This is a genomic window from Streptococcus pseudopneumoniae, assembly GCF_001072315.1.
Taxonomy (GTDB): domain Bacteria; phylum Bacillota; class Bacilli; order Lactobacillales; family Streptococcaceae; genus Streptococcus; species Streptococcus pseudopneumoniae_R.
In genome coordinates, this window is record NZ_JVLI01000154.1 from 25,675 (window position 1) to 50,807 (window position 25,133).

A 25,133-nucleotide genomic window follows, 5' to 3' on the forward strand; every position below is an offset into this window, starting at 1 on the left:
CGAGCTGGTTTTTATTTTTCAATAATTTTGTGGGCGATTAACTGGCGGTAGCAGATTTGCCTATTTTCTTTAGAATCATTGATGATGCAGAGAATAGTTTCTAAAGAAGTACGTCCGAGGGCTAGGCTATTGATATCTATATAGGCTGCCAAATTGAGCTTAGGATTAACCGAGTCAAAGCTGAGAACAGGGACATCCAGTTGGTGCTTAGCGATGTAGTCACAGACCCCTTCAGCTAGGAGGCTATCGGTTGTGATGATAGCATCAATTTGTGGATCGTGCTTGAATAATCGCTTGCTAAATTTATAGCCCTTTTCTTCCAGAAACTCGTCTGCAAAGTAGATGCGATTGGTGTCAGTGGTAAGGTTGTAATGTTTAAGCGCCTGTTCATAGCCTGTTAAACGGTCTTTGGTCACGAAGAGCTTTTTACTTCCTCCGATAAAGGCAATGCGTTTGCAGCCTTTTTTGATGAAATATTCGGTTGCATCAAAACCAGCTTGAACATTGTCGTTGTCGACAAGTGGGATGAAAGGAGATAGAGATTTACCTAAGATAAGGAAGGGGAACTGTTCTTCTGCGACGAGTTTTACGAGAGGGTCTTCTTCTTGGGCATAGAGAAAGATTAGCCCATCTACACGCTTGCCGTAGACCATTTGTGAAATAGCGTTGAGACGCTCTTTTTCATCTTTCCCTGTTGCTATCTGAATGGCATAGTGGTTTTCAGATGCGACTTGAGAGATGCCACGTAGAACCGATGGAAAGAAAGGATTCTGGTAGAAGGCGTCTGAGTCATCAGGAAGAACTAAGCCGATAACTTGGGTATAACTGCTTACTAAACTACGAGCGTTGAGGTTGGGGTGGTAATTGAGCTCCTTCATTGCCTTGCGAACACGTTTTTTTGTTTCGTCGCTAATGGTTGATTTATTTTGAATAACACGGGTTACGGTTGAAGGCGAAACACCAGCAGCCTTGGCCACGTCTTTAATCGTAACGGGCATAAAAATCTCCTATTTATGGTAATCTGGATCACGGAAATGCGTTTTATAAAAAATAGTGACCAGATACAGAACAAAAAGAATGTTTTGTACAGTGATGAGAGTTGTCATATTTTGGCCAAATAATCCCAAAATAAGCGTAATCAGAGTCGGCAATCCTAAACAGTTCAAGATAAAATGGTAGCACTCTTTAAAGGTTCTAAATGAAAAGAGGCGTGATTTCTTAGTGATATAAAGGAGAAGACTAGCCCCTAGAGAGACGATAAAGAAATTCAAACCAAAGAGGAAGCTTGCACCGAGAACTAGGAAGAGACTGATATAGACACGATTCTGCTGGTACCAGTCTTTAGAAATCGCTTGGGTCAAGCTGTCTTTGTTTTTGAAACTCTCAGTCTGAATCGCTCGGTAAGAGATACGGGTCAATTCCTTGCTTGCCTTGCTGATGACGAGCTCATTCGTATCGAAATGTAGTTGCAAGTCCTTAGGTAATTCCTTGCTTTGACTTGGACCGATCACAATAGAAGGCGCTTGACTAGCTGTTCCTGTATAAGTTAATTTGCCATCAACAATTGTAGCATGTTCAGAGAGATCTTGTACAACCTTATCTGTCAATGGTTCATAGACATTATCGATAAAGGTTTCTAGCGGATAAGTCTCCTGCGAGCTGTTTTGGATGGCAATAGGTACCATAGATAAGCTGATAAGGAAGATACTGGTAAAGAGAAGCTGAAACCAGTTGAGCCCGAAACGTTTGGACAGGGGCTTACGAAATCCCCAAATACTTGAAAAATAGGAAAATGGATATGGAAGCATAGGTATCTTTCTAAAAGGTGTTTTCTATATGAGTATTATTATATAGAGAAATGCGCTTTATTTCAAGTCTAGGAGAAAAATTGCTTGTCACAAGGATAGTTTTATAGTCACAAGCTTCAAAATGAAAAAGGGTGGCGGGGATATATTATCCCTTGTCGCCACCACTTGTAAGTCCTGAAACAAAGTTCTTTTGTAGGAAGAAGAAGAGAATACAGATTGGAAGGGCGATGAGGATAGCACCTGCTGAGAAGTAGGCAATCTTCAAGTTTTTCACATTGCTGACGAAGGTTTGGAGACCTACGGCAACAGTAAAGTATTCTTTCTCACGAAGCAAGAAACTAGAGAGGATGTAGTCCCCGAAAGGTCCCATAAAGGCCCAGAGAGCTTGTACAGCAACCATTGGGCGAACAAGTGGAAGAACAATTTGCCAGAAGCGGCGGAAGTGTCCTGCACCGTCTAGTTTTGCAGATTCGTCTAGAGACATTGGCACTGTATCGAAGTAGCCTTTCATGAGCCAAGCATTCATCGGGATACCTCCACCAACGTAGAGGAAGATGAGGAACCAGCTGTGGTTAAGGGCGTTCAACATAAGCGCCATAACGAAGAAGGCTGTCAAAGCGGCCATAGTTGGCACCATTTGGATAATCAAGAAGAAGACCAAACTTTGTTTACGAGCCAAGAAGTTGTAACGGCTGTAAGCATAACCAGCAAGTACGATAATACTTGTTTGAACAGCCATGGTAATCAAGGCGATGATCAAGGTATTGAGATACCAAGTACCGTACAAGGTTTCAGTGAAGAGGCCCTTAAAGTTATCAAAATTGAGGTCGATGTTAGTATCTAGTTTAAAGGCTGAGACGTTACCTGCTTTAAAGGCTGACATGATGGTAATCAACAGTGGGTAGATAATCACGATTGAAAGGCCAATCAGGTAAAGGTAAGTAAGGGTTTGAGTCAGTCTACGTTTGAGTTTAATTGAGTTATTCATCTTAGACATCCTCCATATCAAATGCGTGTAGTTTCTTGAATGCGATCATAGAGATTGAGATGACAATGATAGAGATAATCAAGGTAACAGCTGCCGCCATTGAGTATTGAGGAGATGTACCTGTTGTCAAACGGTAGATCCATGAGATCAAGATATCGGTTGAACCAGCTCCACCTCCGACACTACCAGGTCCTCCACCATTGAAGAGGTACATGATAGAGAAGTTGTTAAAGTTGAAGGTGTATTGGCTGATCAAAGTAGGTGCCGCAACGGCCAAGATCATTGGGAAAGTGATGTTGCGGAATTTTTGCCAAGCATTGGCACCGTCAATATAAGCTGCTTCGTAAAGGTCGTTAGGAATAGATTGCAAGATACCTAAAGTCAAAACGTAGATGTATGGGAATCCAAGCCAACCTTGCATCATAATCAAGGCAATTTTTGTCCAAGTTGGATCTGTTTTCCAAGGAATAAGAGCACCATCAAGGAAAGGAAGGAATTTAGCCAAGATTGGCAAGACTTGAGTGTTGATAGCACCGACACTATCATTAAACATGTTTGAGAATGTCAAGATAGTGATGAAGGCTGGAACAGCCCAAGGAAGAAGGAAAATAACACCAAAGATACGTTTTCCTTTGATAAATGGTTGGTTAGCAATGATAGCTGTGAAGATACCGATTACGATTTGTAAAGTAGAAGCTGCCAAAGCCCAGATGATAGTCCAAGAAAGAACGGCACCGAAGGCAGAACGGAAGGTACTCAAACTCCAGATGTTCGTAAAGTTCGTCAAACCAACCCAGTCCAACAATTTGTTTGGTGGCAAGTGTTGGAAGTCGTAGTTGGTAAAGGCGATCATCAAGGTTACGATAACTGGGAAGATGATCGCAAAAGTCATGGCAACATAAGATGGAATGATCAAGAGGTAAGGGAAGCCATTTTCATAGATTCCTTTGACCATTTCTTTAAAGGTAAGCGCTACTGGTATGCCATTGTTAATGTGTTTGGCAGTTGTATGTGCATCTTTGATATTTGCGAAATAAAAGAGTATATAAACAACTACAAAGATTAAATGGAAGGCACCACGAATCAGCATAAAGAGGGAATTGTCACGACCTGGTTTGTCACCAAGAGTGATGAGATTGCTCAATTCAGGGGCGGCAAGTGCTAGGAAATAAAGGACAAATACGATGGTTACACCAAGGAAGATAAAACCTTTGGCTTTTTGTTTATTGTAAATCTGTCCTAACCCAGGAATGATAGACAGCAGGGCTGCTTTACTAGGTTGTTGCTTTTCCATAATAACTCCTTTCATAGGATACTGGTTTCTAGATAAAACCTAAACTATTTGTGTTTTTGTTGATAAATTCAAAGGGGGATTTGATTTCCACCCCCCTTGAACAAATTTCTTATTCACCAAATTTTTGTTTGATTGTTTCTTTGATCAATGTTACAGCATCGTTAGCTGCTGTTTTAGCATCTTTCTTACCACTTACAGCATCAAAGAGCATATTTTTCGCTGGATCCCAAACTGCAGACATTTGAGAGATATTTGGCATTGGTTGAGCGTTCTTGAACTGTTTGATAACAGCAGTTGTCAACTCATCGTTTTTACCTTCAGCGTATGAACGAGCCTCAGTGTTAGCTGGGATTTCGTTAGTCTTATCGTATAATACTTTTTGTTGTTCAGTTGAAACAAGGAAGTCTACAAATTTTTGAGAAGCTTCAAGGTTCTTAGTGGCTTGAGGGATGACCCAAGCTTTTCCACCACCAAATGCAGCATATTCTTTTCCGTTTGGAAGAGTTGGGATAGTCGCAACACCGTAGTTTACTTTAGCATCTTTGAAGGCTTGGGCTTTCCAAGGTCCGTCGATGATAGCAGCTGTTTTACCTTCTTGGAATTGAGTTTGGATTAAGTTGCCAGCACCTTCCGTATCTTGCATACCTTTAGGCCATTTTTCATACCAAGATTTAGCGTACTCTATACCTTTGATAGCGCCGTCGTTGGCAAGACCGATATCTTTAGCGTCTTTACCGTTTTGTCCGAATACATAAGCTCCGTTACCAGCAAGAAGTCCGTATGCATAGTAGAAGTTTGTCCAGTCAGCTAGGAAAGCAGAAGTTTTTCCATCTTCTCCAGCGAAGGCATATTTGCTATCTTTAGCAAGGTTTTCTAAGTCAGCAAAAGTTTTTGGAGCTTCTTTTATCAAGTCTTTGTTGTAGTACATAACAAGTGACTCGATAACGGCAGGAGCACCGTAAACTTTACCATTAGCAGCTGTTACAAGAGATTTAGTTGTGTCGTCTGTTTTAGCACCATCGCTCAATTTCACTTCTGAAAGTTGTCCGTCAGAACCAAGGCTACCTACACGGTCGTATGGAGCCATCATAATATCAGGGACATTACCAGATTGGTTGTCAAGAGAAAGTTTATCAAGACCTCCTAGAGCATCACCAGTTTTAAGAGTGATTTTTACTCCAGCTTCTTTTTCATAAGCTTTAGCAACCTCTTCAATATAGCTCTTATATCCCTCGTCTACATATACAGTGAGTTCTTTGGCTTCAGATGAACCAGAATCAGCAGGCTTATCAGCAGTTTTGCTTCCGCAAGCTACCAAAAGCAAGCTAGCAAGTGTAACAGTTCCAAGCACAGCAGTGCTCTTCATGAATTTAGATGACATAGTGTATTCCTCCTAAAGAATAACAAATTTTATAATGAGGAAACGCAAACGTTTTCCTTTATGGGACTAGTATAGCACAAATAGAAAACGGTTGCAAGTGTTTTTTGTAAAAATTTTAAAAAAATTTCACGGAAAGGGTAAGCGTTTTATTTGCTTATAATAGAAGAAAAGTCAGAAAATATATTTTCATGCTTTTACTGAAATTATTTAGGGAAACGATTGCCTAGATTTTGAACAAAAATAAATTGCTCTAGACCAAAAGTAGGCTAAGTTGAGCCTTCTATTTGTAGTTGAAGAAGATTTTGTAAATAGAAAAGAAAAATGTATATGTATACATAAAGAAGGACAAGTTTTTTTAAAAAAATAATCAAAAAGTTTCTTAAAAACGCTTGCATTTGTCGGAAAAATACGCTATAATTATCTTAACGCAAACGTTTGCGCCCAAAAATGAAAATTTAAACTACAAATACACGAGGTGTTGTTTATGAAAAAACGTCAAAGTGGTGTGTTGATGCACATCTCTTCTCTCCCAGGAGCCTACGGAATCGGATCATTTGGTCAAAGCGCTTACGACTTCGTTGATTTCTTGGTTCGTACAAAACAACGTTACTGGCAGATCCTTCCATTAGGAACAACTAGTTACGGAGATTCTCCTTACCAGTCTTTCTCAGCCTTCGCAGGAAATACTCATTTTATCGATTTGGATATCTTGGTGGAGCAAGGTTTGTTGGAAGCAAGTGACCTTGAAGGAGTTGACTTTGGTAGCGATGCGTCTGAAGTTGACTATGCTAAGATTTACTATGCACGTCGTCCTCTTTTAGAAAAAGCGGTGAAACGTTTCTTTGAAGTCGGAGATGTTAAAGATTTTGAGAAATTTGCTCAAGACAACCAATCATGGCTTGAGCTCTTTGCTGAGTATATGGCTATCAAAGAGCATTTTGAAAATCTTGCTTGGACTGAATGGCTAGATGCAGATGCTCGTGCTCGTAAAGCTTCAGCACTTGAAAGCTACCGTGAGCAATTGGCAGACAAGTTGGTTTATCACCGTGTGACTCAGTACTTCTTCTTCCAACAATGGTTGAAATTGAAAGCTTATGCTAACGACAACCACATTGAAATCGTTGGGGACATGCCAATCTACGTAGCGGAAGATTCAAGCGATATGTGGGCAAATCCACATCTCTTCAAAACAGATGTCAACGGTAAGGCAACTTGCATCGCAGGATGCCCACCAGATGAGTTTTCTGCAACTGGTCAGCTTTGGGGTAACCCAATCTATGACTGGGAAGCAATGGACAAAGACGGCTACAAATGGTGGATTGAACGCTTGCGTGAAAGCTTCAAAATCTACGACATCGTTCGTATCGACCACTTCCGTGGTTTTGAATCTTACTGGGAAATCCCTGCTGGTTCCGATACAGCAGCACCTGGTGAGTGGGTGAAAGGTCCTGGCTACAAGCTCTTTGCAGCCGTTAAGGAAGAACTTGGTGAGTTAAACATCATCGCTGAAGACCTTGGATTCATGACTGATGAAGTTATTGAGTTGCGTGAACGTACTGGCTTCCCAGGAATGAAGATTCTTCAATTTGCCTTCAACCCAGAAGACGAAAGTATCGATAGCCCACACTTGGCACCTGCTAACTCAGTTATGTACACAGGAACACACGATAACAACACGGTCCTTGGTTGGTACCGTAACGAGATTGATGATGCGACTCGTGAGTACATGGCTCGCTACACCAACCGTAAAGAATACGAAACAGTTCCACACGCTATGCTTCGTACAGTCTTTTCATCAGTTAGCTTCATGGCAATTGCAACTATGCAAGATTTGCTAGAATTGGATGAGACAGCTCGTATGAACTTCCCATCTACCCTTGGTGGAAACTGGTCTTGGCGTATGACTGAAGATCAATTGACACCAGCTGTCGAGGAAGGTTTGCTTGACTTGACAACAATCTATCGACGAATTAATGAAAATTTGGTAGAATTAAAGAAATAATACAATATCAGGAGACACCTTAAACATGTTATCACTACAAGAATTTGTACAAAATCGTTACAATAAAACCATTGCAGAATGTAGCAATGAAGAGCTTTACCTTGCTCTTCTTAACTACAGCAAGCTTGCAAGCAGCCAAAAACCAGTCAACACTGGTAAAAAGAAAGTTTACTATATCTCAGCTGAGTTCTTGATTGGTAAACTCTTGTCAAACAACTTGATCAACCTTGGTCTTTACGACGATGTCAAAAAAGAACTTGCTGCTGCAGGTAAAGACTTGATCGAAGTTGAAGAAGTTGAATTGGAACCATCTCTTGGTAATGGTGGTTTGGGACGTTTGGCTGCCTGCTTTATCGACTCAATTGCGACTCTTGGTTTGAATGGTGACGGTGTTGGTCTGAACTACCACTTTGGTCTTTTCCAACAAGTTCTTAAAAACAACCAACAAGAAACAATTCCAAATGCATGGTTGACAGAGCAAAACTGGTTGGTTCGCTCAAGCCGTAGCTACCAAGTACCATTTGCAGACTTTACTTTGACATCAACTCTTTACGATATTGATGTTACTGGTTATGAAACAGCAACTAAAAACCGCTTGCGTTTGTTTGACTTGGATTCAGTTGATTCTTCTATTATTAAAGATGGTATCAACTTTGACAAGACAGATATCGCTCGCAACTTGACTCTTTTCCTTTACCCAGACGATAGCGATAAACAAGGTGAATTGCTCCGTATCTTCCAACAATACTTCATGGTTTCAAACGGTGCTCAATTGATCATCGACGAAGCAATCGAAAAAGGAAGCAACTTGCATGACCTTGCTGACTACGCTGTTGTACAAATCAACGATACTCACCCGTCAATGGTTATTCCTGAATTGATCCGTCTTTTGACTGCACGTGGTATCGAGCTTGACGAAGCAATCTCAATCGTTCGTAGCATGACTGCCTACACTAACCACACAATCCTTGCTGAAGCCCTTGAAAAATGGCCTCTTGAATTCTTGCAAGAAGTGGTTCCTCACTTGGTACCAATCATCGAAGAATTAGATCGTCGTGTGAAAGCAGAATACAAAGATCCAGCTGTTCAAATTATCGATGAGAGCGGACGTGTTCACATGGCTCACATGGATATCCACTACGGATACAGTGTTAACGGGGTTGCAGCACTTCACACTGAAATCTTGAAAAATTCTGAGTTGAAAGCCTTCTACGACCTTTACCCAGAAAAATTCAACAACAAAACAAACGGTATCACTTTCCGTCGTTGGCTCATGCATGCTAACCCAAGACTATCTCACTACTTGGATGAGATTATTGGAGAAGGTTGGCACCATGAAGCAGATGAGCTTGAAAAACTCTTGTCTTATGAAGACAACGCAGCTGTCAAAGAAAAATTGGAAAGCATCAAGGCTCACAACAAACGTAAATTGGCTCGTCACTTGAAAGAACACCAAGGTGTGGAAATCAATCCAAACTCTATCTTTGATATCCAAATCAAACGTCTTCACGAGTACAAACGCCAACAAATGAACGCTTTGTACGTCATCCACAAATACCTTGACATCAAAGCTGGTAACATCCCTGCTCGCCCAATCACAATCTTCTTTGGTGGTAAAGCAGCTCCAGCCTACACAATTGCTCAAGACATCATCCACTTGATCCTCTGCATGTCAGAAGTTATTGCTAACGATCCAGCAGTAGCTCCACACTTGCAAGTAGTTATGGTTGAAAACTACAACGTTACTGCAGCAAGCTTCCTTATCCCAGCATGTGACATCTCAGAACAAATCTCACTTGCTTCTAAAGAAGCTTCAGGTACTGGTAACATGAAATTCATGTTGAACGGAGCTTTGACTCTTGGTACTATGGACGGTGCTAACGTGGAAATCGCTGAGTTGGTTGGAGATGAAAACATCTACATCTTTGGTGAAGATTCAGAAACTGTTATCGACCTTTACGATAAAGCAGCATACAAATCAAGCGAATTCTACGCTCGTGAAGCTATCAAACCATTGGTTGACTTCATCGTTAGCGATGCAGTTCTTGCAGCTGGAAACAAAGAGCGCTTGGAACGTCTTTACAATGAATTGATCAACAAAGACTGGTTCATGACTCTTCTTGACTTGGAAGACTACATCAAAGTCAAAGAGCAAATGCTTGCTGACTACGAAGACCGTGACGCATGGTTGGATAAAGTCATCGTTAACATTTCTAAAGCAGGATTCTTCTCATCTGACCGTACAATCGCTCAGTACAACGAAGATATCTGGCATTTGAACTAATACTCTTCGAAAATCTCTTCAAACCACGTCAGCTTTATCTGCAACCTCAAAGCGGTGCTTTGAGCAACCTGCGGCTAGCTTCCTAGTTTGCTCTTTGATTTTCATTGAGTATAAGATACAAGATTTATACGAATACATTTTGTAAAAAAGCGAGTTTCGATTGAAATTCGCTTTTTTTGAATGATATGGATTTGGATCAATCTTGTCTTAAAAGAAGAGAAAGCATAGACGTATTGAAGGTTTAACACTCTCTTTCAACCTTATGCTTCTTCGTAGTTGATTACCTCACATCCCTTGTATTCGCTTACATAAAGTGTTATAATATGATTATAGGAAAGAAGGTGTTTTTATGTGGAAAAAATATTTTTCAAAATATAAATGGACGGATTTATTTTGGATTTTATTTATCATTTTGACCTGCCTCTATATAGGTAACCATGATTTGTTTCCTCTCAATCATCAAGAAATCTCGCTTCGAGGGAGTTTCTGGGGATCTGTACTTGCCTTATTTCACTTGCTATTTATTGATAAGTTTATTATTTCGAATCGAAAATAAATGGAGAAGCTAAAAGCTTTAAATGTTTTAGACTTTTGGGATAGATAGTTTAAAAATTGAAATTTAAAACCGCAGATCTTCTTGAAATGCGGTTTTAAATTTCAATTATAGTACTTTCCCAACCAGAACCTCAGCCTCAATGGTAATCTCTGTCAGTTGGCTCCAGTCAATCTTGCTTTGGTCGACGTGAAAGAGGAGAGGAGTCATACTGAGTAGGGATTGAAGCTGCTCAGTTGTGATAGTCTTAGTCAGAGAGGCAGTTTGACTAGATAGGATGGTAAAGTGTTCTTGGAAATGATTTTTGATGTCTTGATTAGAGTAATCCTTGTTTGTCAGCTGGTCTTGTACCTTCTGACGGATTTCCTTGAGGTGATTTTCAGTTGGAATAACCTTTATCAAGATACCGTCTTTGGATAAAACGCGACGAAATTCTCCATAGTTTGCAGGTGAGAAGATATCAAGCAGGATATCCATGCTGGCGTCTGTTATAGGAAGACGAGCCAAGTCGCCTACAAACCAATTGACTGCCCAGTTGGGTTCACTTTTAGCAGCGATTTGGACGGAATCTTTGGAAATATCAAAGGCATAGAAGGTTTTGTCAGGATGACTTTCTTGGAGTTTGCGAGAATAGAATCCTTCGCCACAACCGATATCTAAGACTGTGGTGCTAGTGTCTGAATTTGCTAACAAGTCAGATACAGTCTCTAAGATAGCGTGGTAAAAGCCAGCTTCTAGGATTTGTTGACGGTTTTGAAAATTTTCCTTGTCGTAGTTAGTAGATTGCTTGATTTGAGGGGCTAGATTGACATAGCCAAATTTCGCCAGGTCAAAAGAATGACGGTTGCAGCACTTGAGACTAGTCTCTAGCAGAGTCAGATTTTCTTGACAGATAGGGCAGGCAAAGGCAGTCGCAGAAGCAAAACGCTGGAGTTTAGGTTTGAGATTTGTATTCATAGTTTAAGTGTATCAAAAGAGGCAAATGAAAGCAACTTTAGGATGATTTGTAATAAAATTAAATAGTAGTATAATTACTTTTCAAAGTGCCAAAATTAAATTGCTTTTATATCTAAATTGCTATATAATAATAGCTAGGAGGAAATAAGTATGTTAAAAGAAGTATTGACCGTCGCAAAAGTTGCGAAAAAATCATCACTCTTTTTAGGTGGTGTTGCATTTGGTACCCTTGGTTTGAAAATCTTGGCAAGTAAGGAAGCTAAAAAAGGTTATTCTAAAGCCTTGGCTAAGGCTTACAAGTTGAAAGACGGGCTAGACGCATCTGTTTCTGTTGTGAAGCAACATGGAGACGATGTCTTGCAAGATGCCAAATATTTGTACGAGCAAGAGAAAAAAGAAGAGCAATTAGATAGCCTTATAGGAGAATAATATGTCTTTTAAAGTGCTACATAGAGGATACCAACATATCCGACTATCATCTTCTTTTTCACTCACCTTGGATATTCAAGACTATCTTCGTTCCTTGGCGAGAGATGAAAAGGGGATTGAGTCTATCCAGTTTTACATGGATCAACAGCACTTTACTCTACGCATAAAAGAAGGCTTTTCTGTATTAGATAATGCAGAAGCCTTTTTAAAAAGAATTGATAAAGGGAAAGTTTCTGAGCTGATGACTCTTCCCATTCGTAGAGAAGAGAGTGCTTATTCTATTGTTTCAGGTGCAGCGATTAAGCGTATACTTTTTCGTAGTTTTGTGCCGTATCCTATTCGCTATATATGGACTTGTTATCAGGCTTTTGGCTATATCAGAGAAGCCTATCAAACACTAGCGCGTAAGGAACTAACGATGGAGGTCTTGGACTGTTCGGCGATTTTATTGTCCTTGTTTATGAACCAATCCAAGACGGCTAGCAATATCATGTTTATGCTTGATTTGGGGAATCATTTAGATCAGTGGTCCTTGAAAAAAACGGCAACAGATTTAGAACAAAGCCTTCTTGCAAAAGAGAGCGACGTATTCTTAGTACAGGGGGATACGATTGTTAGTATCAAGAGTTCCGATGTTCAAATAGGAGATGTTTTGGTCCTATCTCAAGGAAATGAAATTCTGTTTGATGGACAAGTAGTTTCAGGTTTAGGTATGGTCAACGAAAGTTCCTTGACGGGAGAGAGTTTTCCAGTTGAAAAAAGAGAGTCTGATTTGGTTTGTGCAAATACAGTATTAGAAACTGGAGAGTTGCGCATTCGTGTAACTGATAATCAGATGAACAGCCGGATTTTACAATTGATTGAGTTGATGAAGAAATCTGAAGAAAACAAGAAAACGAAACAACGCTATTTCATCAAAATGGCGGACAAGGTCGTTAAATATAATTTCTTGGGGGCTGGTCTGACTTACCTATTAACAGGTTCTTTTTCTAAGGCTATTTCTTTCCTATTGGTCGATTTCTCCTGCGCTTTGAAAATCTCTACTCCTGTAGCTTATTTGACAGCTATCAAGGAGGGGTTGAACCGTGAAATGGTGATTAAGGATGGAGATGTTCTAGAGAAATATCTGGAAATTGATACTTTCTTGTTTGATAAGACGGGAACAATCACAACTAGCTATCCGATAGTTGAAAAGGTGTTACCTTTTGGAGACTATAGTGAGGAAGATATTCTCAGAATTAGTGCCTGTCTTGAGGAGCACATCTATCATCCTATTGCTAATGCCATCGTCAAGCAAGCTGAGATAGAGGGAATTGAACATGAGGAAATGCATGGGAAGCTCCAATATATCGCAAGCAAGGGGATCAAATCTCATATAGATGGGCAACCAGTTCTTATTGGAAATTATGTCTTGATGCAGGATGAGCAAATTCATATCAGTTCAGAACAAAATGCTTTAATTGAAGAGTACAAGAGTCACTACAATCTCTTATTCTTGGCCTACCAGAATGAATTGATTGGAATGTTCTGTATTCATACTCCTTTGAGAAAAGAAGCAAAAGCAGCCTTGGAGAAACTTAAGGCACAAGGGAAAAAATTGATTCTGGCAACAGGGGACACCTTGGTTAGAACAGAGGAATTAGTCAAGGATTTGCCCTTTGATCAGGTCTATACAGACTTGAAACCTGATGGGAAATTTGAGTTAGTAGAGGAACTGCAGAAAGCAGGTCACACTATTTTGATGGTTGGAGATGGATTGAATGACTCAGCGGCTCTAACACTATCAGATATCGGTGTGGTGATGAATGAGAGTGCAGATATTTCTAAGCAGATGAGTGATATCTTATTGTTAGATAATCGTTTGGATTTCTTCCAAGAGTTGGATTCGCTATCATCATCTTTGCAAACACTCATCAAGAAGAATATTCAAGATACCGTTGTCGTAAATAGTAGTTTGATTGGCTTTGGCTTGTTTAATTGGCTCAGTCCTTCAAATCTCTCTATCTTACATAATCTAACAACCTTACGCATAGTCCTGCGTAGCCTGTCTATTAAAAATAGATAGATGAGAGTTATTAACAGCAAAAAGGAGTTACCTTTCTCGAGGTTAACTCCTTTGTTTATAGATAAATGTTGAATAGTTTAGTAAGTCAATACAAAGTATTTTTTCTTACCGCGACGGATAACAGTCAGTTCGTTCTCTAACTTATCTGCGTCAGTCAAGACATAGTCAAGGTCTTGGATGCGGTCGCCGTTGACGTAGATAGCTCCGTTTTGGACGTCTTCACGGGCTTGGCGTTTTGAGTTAACCATACCAGATGAGACGAGCAGTTCCACGATATTGTGATTTTCATCTGCTTGAACTTGGTAGTTTGGCACGCCACGAAGTCCTTGTTTAAGCTCTTTGACAGAAAGGTTTTTGATATTTCCTGCAAAGAGTTGTTCAGTGATGTTAAGAGCTTCTTTGTAAGCTTCTTCTCCGTGAACAAGAGTAACGACTTCACGAGCCAAGACTTTTTGTGCCAAACGTTCGTGTGGAGCTGCTTCAAATTGTTTACGGATGTCTTCAATCTCATCGAGTGACAAGAAAGTAAAGATCTTCAAGAAGCGAACAGCGTCAGCGTCCATAACGTTCATCCAGAATTGGTACATTTCGTATGGAGAAGTCTTTTCAGGATTGAGCCAGACTGCGTTTCCTTCTGATTTACCAAATTTCTTACCAGTTGCATCGGTAATCAGTGGTACAGTGATAACGTGACCAGTCTTGTCAGCCTTACGACGAAGCAATTCAGTACCAGCTGTCATATTTCCCCACTGGTCAGAACCACCAATTTGAAGCGTTACGTTGTGGTCTTGGTTAAGAACGAAGAAGTCGTAACCTTGCATGATTTGGTAAGCAAACTCAGTGTATGAAATCCCTGTTTCAATCCGTTTTTTAACAGACTCCTTGCTCATCATGTAGTTGACAGTGAAGTATTTTCCAATATCACGGAGGAAGTCAATGAAGCTGATGCTGCCAAACCAGTCGTAGTTGTTGACCATGACAGCTTTATTTTCGCCATTTTCAAAGTCAAGAAAACGAGAAAGTTGTCCTTGGATAGACTTGACCCAGCCCTCTACTGTGTCTTTTGTTTGGAGACTACGTTCAGCATCTTTGAAGGACGGATCTCCGATGAGACCTGTAGCACCGCCAACGAGCGCATAAGGTTTGTGACCTGCTAGCTGCAAGCGACGACTTGTCAAGATTGCGACAAGGTGGCCTAGGTGAAGGCTGTCAGCAGTTGGATCGTAGCCAGTATAATAAGAAACTTGACCTTCTTCTAGGGCTTTACGCAAAGCTTCTTCATCAGTCGTTTGAAAAATCAAACCACGCTCTTTTAGCTCATCAAAAATGTGCATGTGTCTTTTCTCCTTTTTAAAATTATTGTTTCTAACTATTGTATCACAAACTTGAGCAATAGCCTAGTAGAATAGGGAAGAAAGTGGCTATTTTATTGAAAGTTTCCCTTTTGTGGTATAATAGATAGAGTGAGGAAATCCATGCAAAATCAATTAAATGAATTAAAACGAAAAATGCTGGAATTTTTCCAGCAAAAACAAAAAAATAAAAAATCAGCTAGCCCTGGCAAGAAAGGCTCAAGTGTCCAAAAATCTAAATCCTTAGAGAAGCCAGCCATTTTTCCAGCTATTTTACTGAGTATAAAAGCCTTATTTAACTTACTCTTTGTACTCGGTTTTCTAGGAGGAATGTTGGGAGCTGGGATTGCTTTGGGGTACGGAGTGGCCTTATTTGACAAGGTTCGGGTGCCTCAGACAGAAGAATTGGTACATCAGGTCAAGGACATTTCTTCTATTTCAGAGATTACCTATGCAGATGGGACGGTGATTGCTTCCATAGAGAGTGATTTGTTGCGCACTTCTATCTCATCTGAGCAAATTTCGGAAAATCTGAAGAAGGCTATCATTGCGACAGAAGATGAACACTTCAAAGAACATAAGGGTGTAGTACCCAAGGCGGTGATTCGTGCGACCTTGGGGAAATTTGTAGGTTTGGGTTCCTCTAGTGGGGGTTCAACCTTGACCCAGCAACTGATTAAACAGCAGGTGGTTGGGGATGCGCCGACCTTGGCTCGTAAGGCGACAGAGATTGTGGACGCTCTTGCCTTGGAACGCGCCATGAATAAAGACGAGATTTTAACGACCTATCTCAATGTGGCTCCCTTTGGTCGAAATAATAAGGGGCAGAATATTGCAGGAGCTCAGCAGGCAGCTGAGGGGATTTTCGGTGTAGATGCCAGTCAGTTGACGGTTCCTCAAGCAGCATTTTTAGCAGGACTTCCACAGAGTCCCATTACCTACTCTCCTTATGAAAATACTGGGGAGTTGAAGAGTGATGAAGACCTAGAAATTGGCTTAAGACGGGCTAAGGCAGTTCTTTACAGTATGTATCGTACAGGTGCCTTAAGCAAGGACGAGTATTCTCAATACAAGGATTATGACCTTAAACAGGACTTTTTACCATCGGGCACGGTTGCAGGAATTTCACGAGACTATTTATACTTTACAGCCTTGGCAGAAGCTCAAGAACGTATGTATGATTATCTAGCTCAGAGAGACAATGTCTCCGCTAAGGAGTTGAAAAATGAGGCAACTCAGAAGTTTTATCGTGATTTGGCAGCCAAGGAGATTGAAAATGGTGGTTATAAAATTACTACTACCATAGACCAGAAAATTCATTCTGCCATGCAAAGTGCGGTTGCTGACTATGGCTATCTTTTAGACGATGGAACAGGTCGTGTAGAAGTAGGGAATGTCCTGATGGATAACCAAACAGGTGCTATTCTAGGTTTTGTAGGTGGTCGTAATTATCAAGAAAATCAAAATAATCATGCCTTTGATACCAAGCGCTCACCAGCTTCTACTACCAAGCCTTTGCTTGCCTACGGTATTGCTATTGACCAGGGCTTGATGGGAAGTGAAACGATTCTGTCTAACTATCCAACAAACTTTGCTAATGGCAATCCGATTATGTATGCTAATAGTAAGGGAACAGGAATGATGACCTTGGGAGAAGCTCTGAACTATTCATGGAATATCCCTGCTTACTGGACCTATCGCATGCTTCGTGAAAAGGGTGTTGATGTCAAGGGTTATATGGAAAAGATGGGCTACGAGATTCCTGAGTACGGTATTGAGAGCCTGCCGATGGGTGGTGGTATTGAAGTCACAGTTGCCCAGCATACCAATGGCTATCAGACTCTAGCAAATAATGGTCTATATCATAAAAAACATGTGATTTCTAAAATTGAAGCAGCAGATGGTAGAGTGGTGTATGAGTATCAGGATAAACCGGTTCAAGTCTATTCAAAAGCTACTGCGACAATTATGCAGGGCTTGCTGCGAGAAGTTCTATCCTCTCGTGTGACAACAACCTTCAAGACGAATCTGACTTCTTTAAATCCTACTCTGGCTAATGCAGATTGGATTGGGAAGACTGGTACAACCAACCAAGACGAAAATATGTGGCTCATGCTTTCGACACCTAGATTAACCCTAGGTGGCTGGATTGGGCATGATGATAATCATTCACTGTCACGTAGAGCAGGTTATTCTAATAACTCTAATTACATGGCTCATCTGGTAAATGCGATTCAGCAAGCCTCCCCAAGTATTTGGGGGAGCGAGCGCTTTGCTTTAGATCCTAGTGTCGTAAAATCCGAAGTCTTGAAATCAACAGGTCAAAAACCAGGGAAGGTTTCTGTTGAAGGAAAAGAGGTAGAGGTCACAGGTTCGACTGTTACCAGCTATTGGGCTAATAAGGCAGGAGCGCCAACGACCAGTTATCGCTTTGCTATTGGTGGAAGTGATGCGGATTATCAGAATGCTTGGTCTAGCATCGTGGGGAGTCTACCAACTCCATCAAGCTCCAGCAGTTCAAGTAGTAGCTCAAGTGCTACACGACCTTCTGCTTCAAGGACGAGACGATAAGTTCTATGAACTGTGCTAAATGAAGTGGCTAATCAATGGATTGCCACTTTTTTCTTTTTTCCTTTCGTGTTACAATAAAGGTATGAATCAGTATCAGAAAAAGATTGTTAAAGGAACTGTTTATTCGCTCCTATCTGGCTTAATCTGGGGAATCTGTGGAATTTTAGGAGAATATTTCTTTACTCATTATCAGGTGTCTTCGGGCTGGATTACCTCTATGCGTTTAACACTGGCAGGGAGTTTTGTGCTCATTTGGTCAGCAATGCAATTAAAATCGCAAGTGTTAGATATTTGGCGAGATAAGAAAAATTACCTGCCCTTTTTAGCCTATGCTATTTTGGGGATTTTTTCAGTTCAGTATTTTTTCTATCTCTGCGTAGAATACTCAAATGCAGCGACAGCGACTATTTTACAGTTTATCAGTCCTGTCTTTATCCTCTTTTACAATCGCTTGGTTTATCAAAAACGAGCGCCAAAAAGCGCTATTGTTTATGTTTTGGTTGCCATGTTGGGTGTTTGTTTGATGGCGACAAAGGGAGATCTCTCTCAGTTATCTATGACTCCGCTAGCCCTTATAACAGGTCTGCTGAGTGCCATGGGTGTTATGTTTAATGTTATCCTACCTCAGCCTTTCGCTAAGCGTTATGGTTTTGTTCCTACGGTTGGGTGGGGGATGATTTTGGCAGGTTTGTTTAGCAATGTCCTTTCGCCGGTTTATCAGCTTTCCTTTACTCTTGATATTTGGAGTATCTTGATTTGTCTCATTATCGCTTTCTTTGGTACGGCTTTTGCTTTTTTTATTTCCATGAAGGCTGTGTCCTTGGTTTCTCCCTTGGTGGTTTCCGTTATCAGTGCCAGTGAACCTCTCTCTTCTGCTCTCTTGAGTGTTTTGTTCTTAGGATTGGTAGTGGATTGGTCCCTTCTTCTAGCGATGGCCTTGATTATTTTACCCATGATATTTTTGTCTATAGAAGAAGCGAAAGAAAGTAGATAAAAAGTCTTTTCTTAATTCTAAAAGTGTGCTATACTGGAATAGTCAATAAAACACGGGGAGATAGTTGTGAAGAGTGTTTTTAGGTTGTATCGGTAGGGGCTTGCTTTTACCGACAGCACGTTTTATCTCACATCCCTAAAAATCATACCTAAAAACAAACAAAAAGGCTTCAAATTTGAGGCCTTTTTTGGTAGAATAGGTATCATTAAAATGAACTAGGAGGCGCCTATGACTGCTACAAAAATGAACGCTCAAGAAATTATCCAATTTATCGCCAATGCTGAAAAGAAAACCAGTGTTAAAGTAACCTTTGAAGGACAACTTTCAACTGCTGTATCAAGCTCTGTTGTCAAACTAGGGAATGTCCTATTTGGAGACTGGAAAGATGTGGCTCCGCTTCTCGATGGCTTGGTAGAAAATCAAGACTATGTTGTTGAACAAGATGCTCGTAATTCAGCAGTTCCTTTGCTAGATAAACGTGCTATCAACGCTCGTATCGAGCCAGGTGCTATTATCCGTGATCAGGTTGAAATTGGTGACAATGCTGTTATCATGATGGGAGCAGTTATCAATATCGGTGCTGAAATCGGGGCAGGAACTATGATTGACATGGGGGCTATCCTTGGTGGTCGTGCTATCGTTGGGAAAAACAGTCACGTTGGTGCAGGTGCCGTTCTTGCAGGTGTGATTGAGCCAGCTAGCGCAGAACCAGTCCGTGTAGGAGACAATGTTCTTATCGGTGCCAATGCAGTGGTCATCGAAGGAGTCCAAATCGGTAGTGGTTCAGTTGTTGCAGCAGGAGCTATTGTTACACAAGATGTCCCAGAAAACGTGGTGGTAGCAGGTGTTCCAGCTCGCATTATCAAAGAGATTGATGCCCAAACCCAACAAAAAACAGCGCTAGAGGATGCGCTTCGCACCTTGTAATTCTAAAAGAAAAATAGAGGCGGGACCCTTTTCCAGCCTCTTTCTGCTATATAGGAGGAAAGATAGATGTTAGATTTGATTCAGACTAGACGAGATTTGCACCAGATTCCAGAGATTGGCTTGGAGGAGTTCAAGACTCATGCTTATTTGCTAGATGTGATTGAGAAATTGACTGCGGGCAAGAATTTTGTTCAAGTTCGTACTTGGCGGACAGGGATTTTGGTTTATTTGCAGGGAAGTCAGCCAGAGCGGACCATTGGTTGGAGAACAGATATTGATGGCCTGCCTATCGTCGAACAAACAGGCCTTCCTTTCGCTTCCCAGCACCAAGGTCGTATGCACGCTTGTGGACATGATTTCCACATGACCATTGCTTTGGGCTGTCTTGAGCGAGCCCTTGAAGAGCAACCAAAGAATAACCTGCTCTTTCTGTTTCAGCCTGCTGAAGAAAATGAAGCTGGTGGCATGCTCATGTATGAGGATGGCGCTTTTGGAGACTGGTTGCCAGATCAATTTTATGGCCTCCATGTTCGACCAGATTTGAAAGTAGGCCAGATTGCGACTAATACTCATACACTCTTTGCAGGGACCTGTGAGGTGAAGATCCGTTTCAAAGGCAAAGGAGGACATGCAGCCTTTCCGCATGAAGCCAATGACGCCTTGGTGGCGGCTAGTTACTTTGTTACCCAGGTGCAGTCAGTTGTCAGCCGCAATGTCAACCCAATCGAGGGAGCAGTGGTGACCTTTGGCGTTTTTCAGGCTGGAACAACCAACAATGTTATCACAGACACAGCCTTTTTGCATGGAACCATTCGGGCCTTGACACAGGACATGAGTCTCTTGGTGCAAAAAAGGGTCAAAACAGTTGCAGAAGGCGTTGCAGCTGCCTTTGATATGGAAGTCGAAGTGGAACTCAAACAAGGTGGTTACCTGCCTGTTGAGAACAATCCAGTCTTGGCGCGTGAATTGATGGACTTCTTTGAAGAAAAAGAGGGAATCGAGTTGATTGATATCGAGCCTGCTATGACTGGTGAGGACTTTGGTTATCTCCTTTCAAAAGTTGATGGTGTTATGTTCTGGCTGGGTATCGATAGCCCCTACGCCCTTCATCATCCTCAGATGAGCCCTAAGGAAGAGGCTTTAGCTATTGGGGTGGATGCGGTCTCTAGTTTCCTGAAAAAGAAGGCAGCAGAGTAGAGGAATTGTCTATGAAAGCAGAATTACGCAAGCAAGTCTTGCAAGAAATGAAGGCTATCCCTCGACAGCAAAAACAGTTTATAGACCAAACTTTAACTGAACGACTTTTACAACACCCCTTCTACCAAGAAGCAAAGGTCATCGCAAGCTACCTCTCTTTTCCTCATGAGTTTCAAACGCAGGAACTGATTGAGCAGGCGCTGAAGGACGGCAAGAAGGTTCTGATACCCAAAACCTATCCCAAGGGGCGCATGGACTTTGTGGTCTATGATCCGCAACAACTGGTCAAAACTTCCTTTGGATTACTGGAACCACAGGGAGATTTGGAAGTAGTGGATGCATCTCAGATTGATTTGGTTCATGTTCCGGGTCTGGCTTTTACGACGGAAGGATATCGGATTGGATACGGTGGAGGTTATTATGATCGCTATCTAGAACATTTTCCTGGTCATACGTTGAGTACGATCTATCCTTGTCAAGTTCAGCAATTCATGCCTGAAAATCATGATATTCCTGTTCAGGAGGTACTGATTGATGAAAGAAATCTTTGATAGGCGTTACCCTGTGACGAGTTTCTTTCTCTTAGTGACGGCCTTGGTATTTCTACTAATGTTGGTGACTACAGGTGGAAACTTTGACAGGGCAGATACCCTATTTCGATTTGGAGCCATGTACGGGCCTGTCATTCGGCTCTTTCCAGAGCAGATTTGGCGTCTCTTCTCTGCCATTTTTGTTCATATTGGGTGGGAGCATTTCATTGTTAATATGCTTTCGCTCTATTATCTTGGTAGGCAAGTAGAGGAGATTTTCGGTTCTAAGCAGTTTTTCTTTCTCTATCTCTTATCTGGAATGATGGGCAATCTCTTTGTTTTTGTATTTAGTCCAAAATCCTTAGCAGCAGGAGCCTCTACTTCTCTCTATGGACTATTTGCTGCGATTATTGTTCTTCGCTATGCTACGCGTAATCCTTATATCCAACAGCTAGGGCAATCTTATCTGACACTTTTTGTGGTAAACATTATTGGAAGTGTTCTGATTTCAGGAATCAGCCTAGCAGGTCATATCGGAGGTGCAGTTGGTGGCGCATTTCTAGCAGTTATCTTTCCAGTTAGAGGAGAAAGATGGATGTATAGCGCTAGCCAGAGACTGGTAGCGTTAGTCTTGTTCGTAGGACTCGCAGTCTTACTTCTCTACAAGGGAATGGGGTTTTGACGACTAATACTCAATGAAAATCAAAGAGCAAACTAGGAAGCTAACCGCAGGCTGCTCAAAGCACTGCTTTGAGGTTGTAGATAGAACTGACGAAGTCAGTAACCATACCTACGGCAAGGCGACGCTGACGTGGTTTGAAGAGATTTTCGAAGAGTATAATATGTAAACTTGAATAAGAAAAAAGCTACTTAAAAATGAGTAGCTTTTAATGTGATTTGGAACCATTCGAAACAACACAGCTCTAAAAATAAGTCTTTGTGTGTAGATGATTTGAGAAAGTGAGCGCCCATTCTATCGCGAAGAAGTCATTTGTAAATAAGGTTTTTTGCAGAAAATTGAGAATGGTGTGCTTTTTTATTTCTTTTGTATTAAGTTTCTAGAATATAGTGTTGTATCAGTCTTATTATATATTTTAAAAATAGAAAATGTTATAATATTAGAAATTGATTGAAGAATCATTAGAATAAAAGAGGTATAAAGTTGGAAAATTGTGTTTACATTATTTCAGGCCCTCCAGGCGTTGGGAAAAGCACAGTCAGTAAGGAGTTGGCCTATTCTTTTAAGAAAAGTGCAGTAATTGAAGGCGACATGATTTATTTAATGATTAAAGGAGGACTCGTGGCTCCTTGGGAAGATGATGGGTATTACATGGATTTATTTTGGGATAATATTATCAGTCTGATCAATAATTTCATCGACCGAGGCATTACCGTTGTGATAGAATATGTCATTTTTGAAGAGCAACTAAAGAAAATTGCAACCTTCTTAAAAGAAAAACAAATTGGTCTAAAATATTGTGTCTTAATGGCCGAAGAAAAAACCTTGAAAGATAGGGATGGTTCTCGAAAAGAAATTAAAAGAGTGGGCAACTTATCCATACAAGCAAGAAGTGAGTTTCTAGCTAAAAATAAGGAGAAGGAAAAACATTTTCTGTATACAGATGATTTAGACGTCCCCAAAATAGCAAATATCATTAAAACTTCAAATCGATTTTTGATTGAAAATCTGTAATCTGTCATTAAGGACCGAGGTTGAGTTGGTAGATTTAGAGACATATCAAATAAATCTTTAAATTGTATGTAAATTTGTAAAATAATTAAGTCTCCAGAGTCAACTTGCTGGAGACTTAATTTATTATCTGGAAACTAATTCTATTCCTTCTCACCCAATTCTTTTCCGAGTTGGATGATGTAATCTTTCAAGTCATCTTTGACTTGTGGGTGCTTGAGGGCATAGTCAATAGATGTTTTCATAAAACCGAACTTATCCCCAACGTCGTAACGAGCTCCTGTAAATTCACGGGCGAAAACACGTTGTGTTTTATTGAGAGTATCGATTGCATCAGTAAGCTGAATTTCATTTCCAGCACCGGGAGCTTGCTTTTCGAGGATATCAAAAATTTCTGGTGTCAGAAGATAGCGACCGATAATAGCTAGATCACTTGGAGCCTCCTCTGGAGACGGTTTTTCAACGAAAGTTTCAACGCTGTAGAGTCCATTATTTCCTTCCCCTTGAGGAGCGATAACTCCATATGCTGAAACGTCTTCGTGTGGTACGGGCATGACAGCAATGGTTGATGCATGTGTCTTTTCGTAATCATTCATCAGTTGTTTTGTCAAAGGAACGGCATTCTCATTTGTGATGTCCATAAGGTCATCACCCAGCATAACAACGAAGGGCTCATTCCCTACAAAAGCTTTGGCTTGTAGGACAGCGTCTCCAAGACCACGAGGGTGAGTTTGGCGAATGAAATGGAGGCGCATACCAGTTGCTTCATCTACCAATTTTAACAAATCTGTTTTGCCTTTTTCCTTAAGATTGTATTCAAGCTCAAAGTTTGAGTCAAAGTGGTCCTCAATAGAACGTTTTGATTTACCAGTGACAACCAGAATATCTTCAATACCTGATTTAAGAGCCTCTTCCACGATAAACTGGATAGTTGGTTTGTCTACAATTGGCAACATTTCTTTGGCAAGAGCCTTGGTTGCTGGTAAAAATCGAGTCCCGAGTCCAGCGGCAGGGATGACTGCTTTTCTAACTTTCAGTGCCATAATAATCCTTTCTATAGAGGGTTAAGACCACTCATTTTCTGCTTTAAATTCATTGTTCATGATGTCATAAATGGCATCTTTGATATTGGTTCCTTGGTAAATAACTTGGTAAATGGCCTGTGTGATTGGCATATAAACCCCAAGTTCTTGCGCTAGCTCATAGGCTGCTCGAGTTGTTGAAATTCCTTCAATCACCATGCCCATGTTGGCTTCGATATCAGCTAGAGATTCTCCACGACCAAGGGCATCTCCAGCTCTCCAGTTACGAGAGTGGATGGAGGTTCCCGTTACGATTAAGTCTCCTACACCAGACAAGCCACTATAGGTCAATGGACTAGCCCCGAGTGCCACCCCTAGGCGGGTAATTTCTGCCAAGCCTCGAGCGATGATGGCTGCCTTGGCATTGTCACCAAATCCCAAACCATGTAAAGCTCCGGCACCGACAGCAATAATATTTTTAAGAGCACCAGCGGTTTCGACCCCGATAACATCCGTATTGGTATAAAGTCGGAAGTAGTGATTACTAAAGAGCTCCTGAACGTATTGAGCTGTTTGTAAATCTTTAGAAGCAGCAGTGATTAAAGTTAGGTCACGCACAATGGTCTCTTCCGCATGACTAGGACCTGAAACAACGACAATATCACTGCGGAGCTGTTCAGGAATCTCTTCTTCAAGGATGGTTGATAATCGTTTATGGCTATCAGGTTCTAATCCCTTTGAAGCGTGCATGATGATAGCCTTATGGTCCAAGGTTTGTGCAACTTGTTGGGCAACAAGTCGTGTCACTTTTGTTGGGACAACAAACAAAATCGCATCTACATCTTTTAATGCCTCTGCTAAGTCGGTGTAGGCAATGATATTTTCGTCTAGAACGACATCTTTAAAGTAGTGCTTATTAGTATGGTGTATATTAATTTCATTGATTTGCTCGGGAAGATTTCCCCAAATATGTACCTCGTGTCCATTGTCGTTTAAGACTTGTGAAAGGGCAGTTCCCCAAGAACCAGGCCCCAAGACGGCGACGGTTTGTTTTTCCATGATTTCCTCCTTAATAGAGTCCTTTCTATT

22 protein-coding genes are annotated in these 25,133 nt (G+C 41.0%); 13 read left to right on the forward strand and 9 right to left on the reverse strand.

Annotated features, from left to right (window positions below; genetic code table 11):
* Window positions 1-11 precede the first annotated feature (11 nt).
* The 5 genes from ADH54_RS08210 to ADH54_RS08230 all read right to left on the reverse strand — a co-directional run bounded on the left by ADH54_RS08210 (window position 12) and on the right by ADH54_RS08230 (window position 5,471).
* On the reverse strand, window positions 12-998 hold the full coding sequence (locus ADH54_RS08210) for a LacI family DNA-binding transcriptional regulator (RefSeq protein ID WP_049524722.1): 987 nt from the start codon (window positions 996-998) through the stop codon (window positions 12-14).
* Window positions 999-1,007: 9 nt separating this feature from the next.
* A complete protein-coding gene (locus ADH54_RS08215; RefSeq protein WP_049524723.1) occupies window positions 1,008-1,808 on the reverse strand; it encodes a DUF1189 domain-containing protein in 801 nt (266 codons plus the stop codon).
* A gap of 145 nt (window positions 1,809-1,953) precedes the next feature.
* Window positions 1,954-2,796 carry a sugar ABC transporter permease gene (locus ADH54_RS08220; protein ID WP_001065647.1) on the reverse strand — a complete coding sequence of 281 codons (843 nt, stop codon included), beginning with the start codon at window positions 2,794-2,796 and terminating at the stop codon, window positions 1,954-1,956.
* Window position 2,797: 1 nt separating this feature from the next.
* The gene (locus ADH54_RS08225) at window positions 2,798-4,090 is read right to left on the reverse strand and encodes a sugar ABC transporter permease (RefSeq protein WP_049524724.1); all 1,293 of its coding nucleotides are present in this window, start codon (window positions 4,088-4,090) and stop codon (window positions 2,798-2,800) included.
* A 109-nt stretch (window positions 4,091-4,199) separates the two neighbouring features.
* A complete protein-coding gene (locus ADH54_RS08230) occupies window positions 4,200-5,471 on the reverse strand; it encodes a maltodextrin ABC transporter substrate-binding protein (protein WP_000095481.1) in 1,272 nt (423 codons plus the stop codon).
* Between the two features lie 484 nt (window positions 5,472-5,955).
* On the opposite strand from ADH54_RS08230, the gene malQ reads away from it, so the two are divergent.
* From malQ to ADH54_RS12500, 3 genes are all read left to right on the forward strand, one after another.
* Window positions 5,956-7,473: a 4-alpha-glucanotransferase gene (gene malQ, locus ADH54_RS08235; protein WP_049524725.1), complete on the forward strand. Its 1,518-nt coding sequence runs from the start codon at window positions 5,956-5,958 to the stop codon at window positions 7,471-7,473.
* Between the two features lie 25 nt (window positions 7,474-7,498).
* Window positions 7,499-9,757 carry a glycogen/starch/alpha-glucan family phosphorylase gene (glgP, locus tag ADH54_RS08240; RefSeq protein ID WP_049524726.1) on the forward strand — a complete coding sequence of 753 codons (2,259 nt, stop codon included), beginning with the start codon at window positions 7,499-7,501 and terminating at the stop codon, window positions 9,755-9,757.
* A gap of 349 nt (window positions 9,758-10,106) precedes the next feature.
* Window positions 10,107-10,313 (forward strand): hypothetical protein, encoded by a 207-nt coding sequence (locus tag ADH54_RS12500; RefSeq protein ID WP_049524727.1) that lies wholly within the window; start codon window positions 10,107-10,109, stop codon window positions 10,311-10,313.
* Window positions 10,314-10,418: 105 nt separating this feature from the next.
* On the opposite strand, the gene ADH54_RS08250 is transcribed toward ADH54_RS12500, so the two are convergent.
* Window positions 10,419-11,267 carry a putative RNA methyltransferase gene (locus ADH54_RS08250; protein ID WP_049524728.1) on the reverse strand — a complete coding sequence of 283 codons (849 nt, stop codon included), beginning with the start codon at window positions 11,265-11,267 and terminating at the stop codon, window positions 10,419-10,421.
* A 150-nt stretch (window positions 11,268-11,417) separates the two neighbouring features.
* Here ADH54_RS08250 and ADH54_RS08255 point away from each other — a divergent pair, with 150 nt between their 5' ends.
* Window positions 11,418-11,696 (forward strand): DUF6110 family protein, encoded by a 279-nt coding sequence (locus ADH54_RS08255; protein WP_000910910.1) that lies wholly within the window; start codon window positions 11,418-11,420, stop codon window positions 11,694-11,696.
* Window position 11,697: 1 nt separating this feature from the next.
* A complete protein-coding gene (locus ADH54_RS08260) occupies window positions 11,698-13,761 on the forward strand; it encodes a heavy metal translocating P-type ATPase (protein WP_049524729.1) in 2,064 nt (687 codons plus the stop codon).
* A 77-nt stretch (window positions 13,762-13,838) separates the two neighbouring features.
* Here ADH54_RS08260 and tyrS read toward each other — a convergent pair whose 3' ends face one another.
* Window positions 13,839-15,095 carry a tyrosine--tRNA ligase gene (tyrS, locus tag ADH54_RS08265; protein WP_049524730.1) on the reverse strand — a complete coding sequence of 419 codons (1,257 nt, stop codon included), beginning with the start codon at window positions 15,093-15,095 and terminating at the stop codon, window positions 13,839-13,841.
* 141 nt (window positions 15,096-15,236) lie between these two features.
* Here tyrS and pbp1b point away from each other — a divergent pair, with 141 nt between their 5' ends.
* The 8 genes from pbp1b to ADH54_RS08305 all read left to right on the forward strand — a co-directional run bounded on the left by pbp1b (window position 15,237) and on the right by ADH54_RS08305 (window position 23,025).
* On the forward strand, window positions 15,237-17,684 hold the full coding sequence (gene pbp1b / locus ADH54_RS08270) for a penicillin-binding protein PBP1B (protein ID WP_049524731.1): 2,448 nt from the start codon (window positions 15,237-15,239) through the stop codon (window positions 17,682-17,684).
* An 82-nt stretch (window positions 17,685-17,766) separates the two neighbouring features.
* Window positions 17,767-18,678, forward strand: coding sequence for a DMT family transporter (locus ADH54_RS08275; RefSeq protein WP_049524756.1), 912 nt, complete (start codon window positions 17,767-17,769; stop codon window positions 18,676-18,678).
* 228 nt (window positions 18,679-18,906) lie between these two features.
* Complete coding sequence (gene dapD, locus ADH54_RS08280) at window positions 18,907-19,605, forward strand: 2,3,4,5-tetrahydropyridine-2,6-dicarboxylate N-acetyltransferase (protein ID WP_049524732.1); 699 nt, start codon at window positions 18,907-18,909, stop codon at window positions 19,603-19,605.
* A 66-nt stretch (window positions 19,606-19,671) separates the two neighbouring features.
* The gene (locus ADH54_RS08285) at window positions 19,672-20,802 is read left to right on the forward strand and encodes an N-acetyldiaminopimelate deacetylase (RefSeq protein ID WP_049524733.1); all 1,131 of its coding nucleotides are present in this window, start codon (window positions 19,672-19,674) and stop codon (window positions 20,800-20,802) included.
* 11 nt (window positions 20,803-20,813) lie between these two features.
* Window positions 20,814-21,353 (forward strand): 5-formyltetrahydrofolate cyclo-ligase, encoded by a 540-nt coding sequence (locus tag ADH54_RS08290; protein ID WP_049524734.1) that lies wholly within the window; start codon window positions 20,814-20,816, stop codon window positions 21,351-21,353.
* Window positions 21,337-22,014, forward strand: a complete 678-nt coding sequence (locus ADH54_RS08295) for a rhomboid family intramembrane serine protease (RefSeq protein WP_049524735.1) — start codon at window positions 21,337-21,339, stop codon at window positions 22,012-22,014. Before ADH54_RS08290 ends, ADH54_RS08295 begins: the two co-directional genes overlap by 17 nt.
* 13 nt (window positions 22,015-22,027) lie before the next feature.
* Window positions 22,028-22,180 carry a hypothetical protein gene (locus tag ADH54_RS12505; protein ID WP_049524737.1) on the forward strand — a complete coding sequence of 51 codons (153 nt, stop codon included), beginning with the start codon at window positions 22,028-22,030 and terminating at the stop codon, window positions 22,178-22,180.
* 314 nt (window positions 22,181-22,494) lie between these two features.
* A complete protein-coding gene (locus ADH54_RS08305; protein WP_049524738.1) occupies window positions 22,495-23,025 on the forward strand; it encodes an ATPase AAA in 531 nt (176 codons plus the stop codon).
* A gap of 140 nt (window positions 23,026-23,165) precedes the next feature.
* On the opposite strand, the gene galU is transcribed toward ADH54_RS08305, so the two are convergent.
* Both galU and ADH54_RS08315 read right to left on the reverse strand, forming a co-directional pair.
* Window positions 23,166-24,065, reverse strand: a complete 900-nt coding sequence (gene galU / locus ADH54_RS08310) for a UTP--glucose-1-phosphate uridylyltransferase GalU (protein ID WP_049524739.1) — start codon at window positions 24,063-24,065, stop codon at window positions 23,166-23,168.
* A gap of 21 nt (window positions 24,066-24,086) precedes the next feature.
* Complete coding sequence (locus ADH54_RS08315; protein ID WP_049524740.1) at window positions 24,087-25,103, reverse strand: NAD(P)H-dependent glycerol-3-phosphate dehydrogenase; 1,017 nt, start codon at window positions 25,101-25,103, stop codon at window positions 24,087-24,089.
* Window positions 25,104-25,133 lie beyond the last annotated feature (30 nt).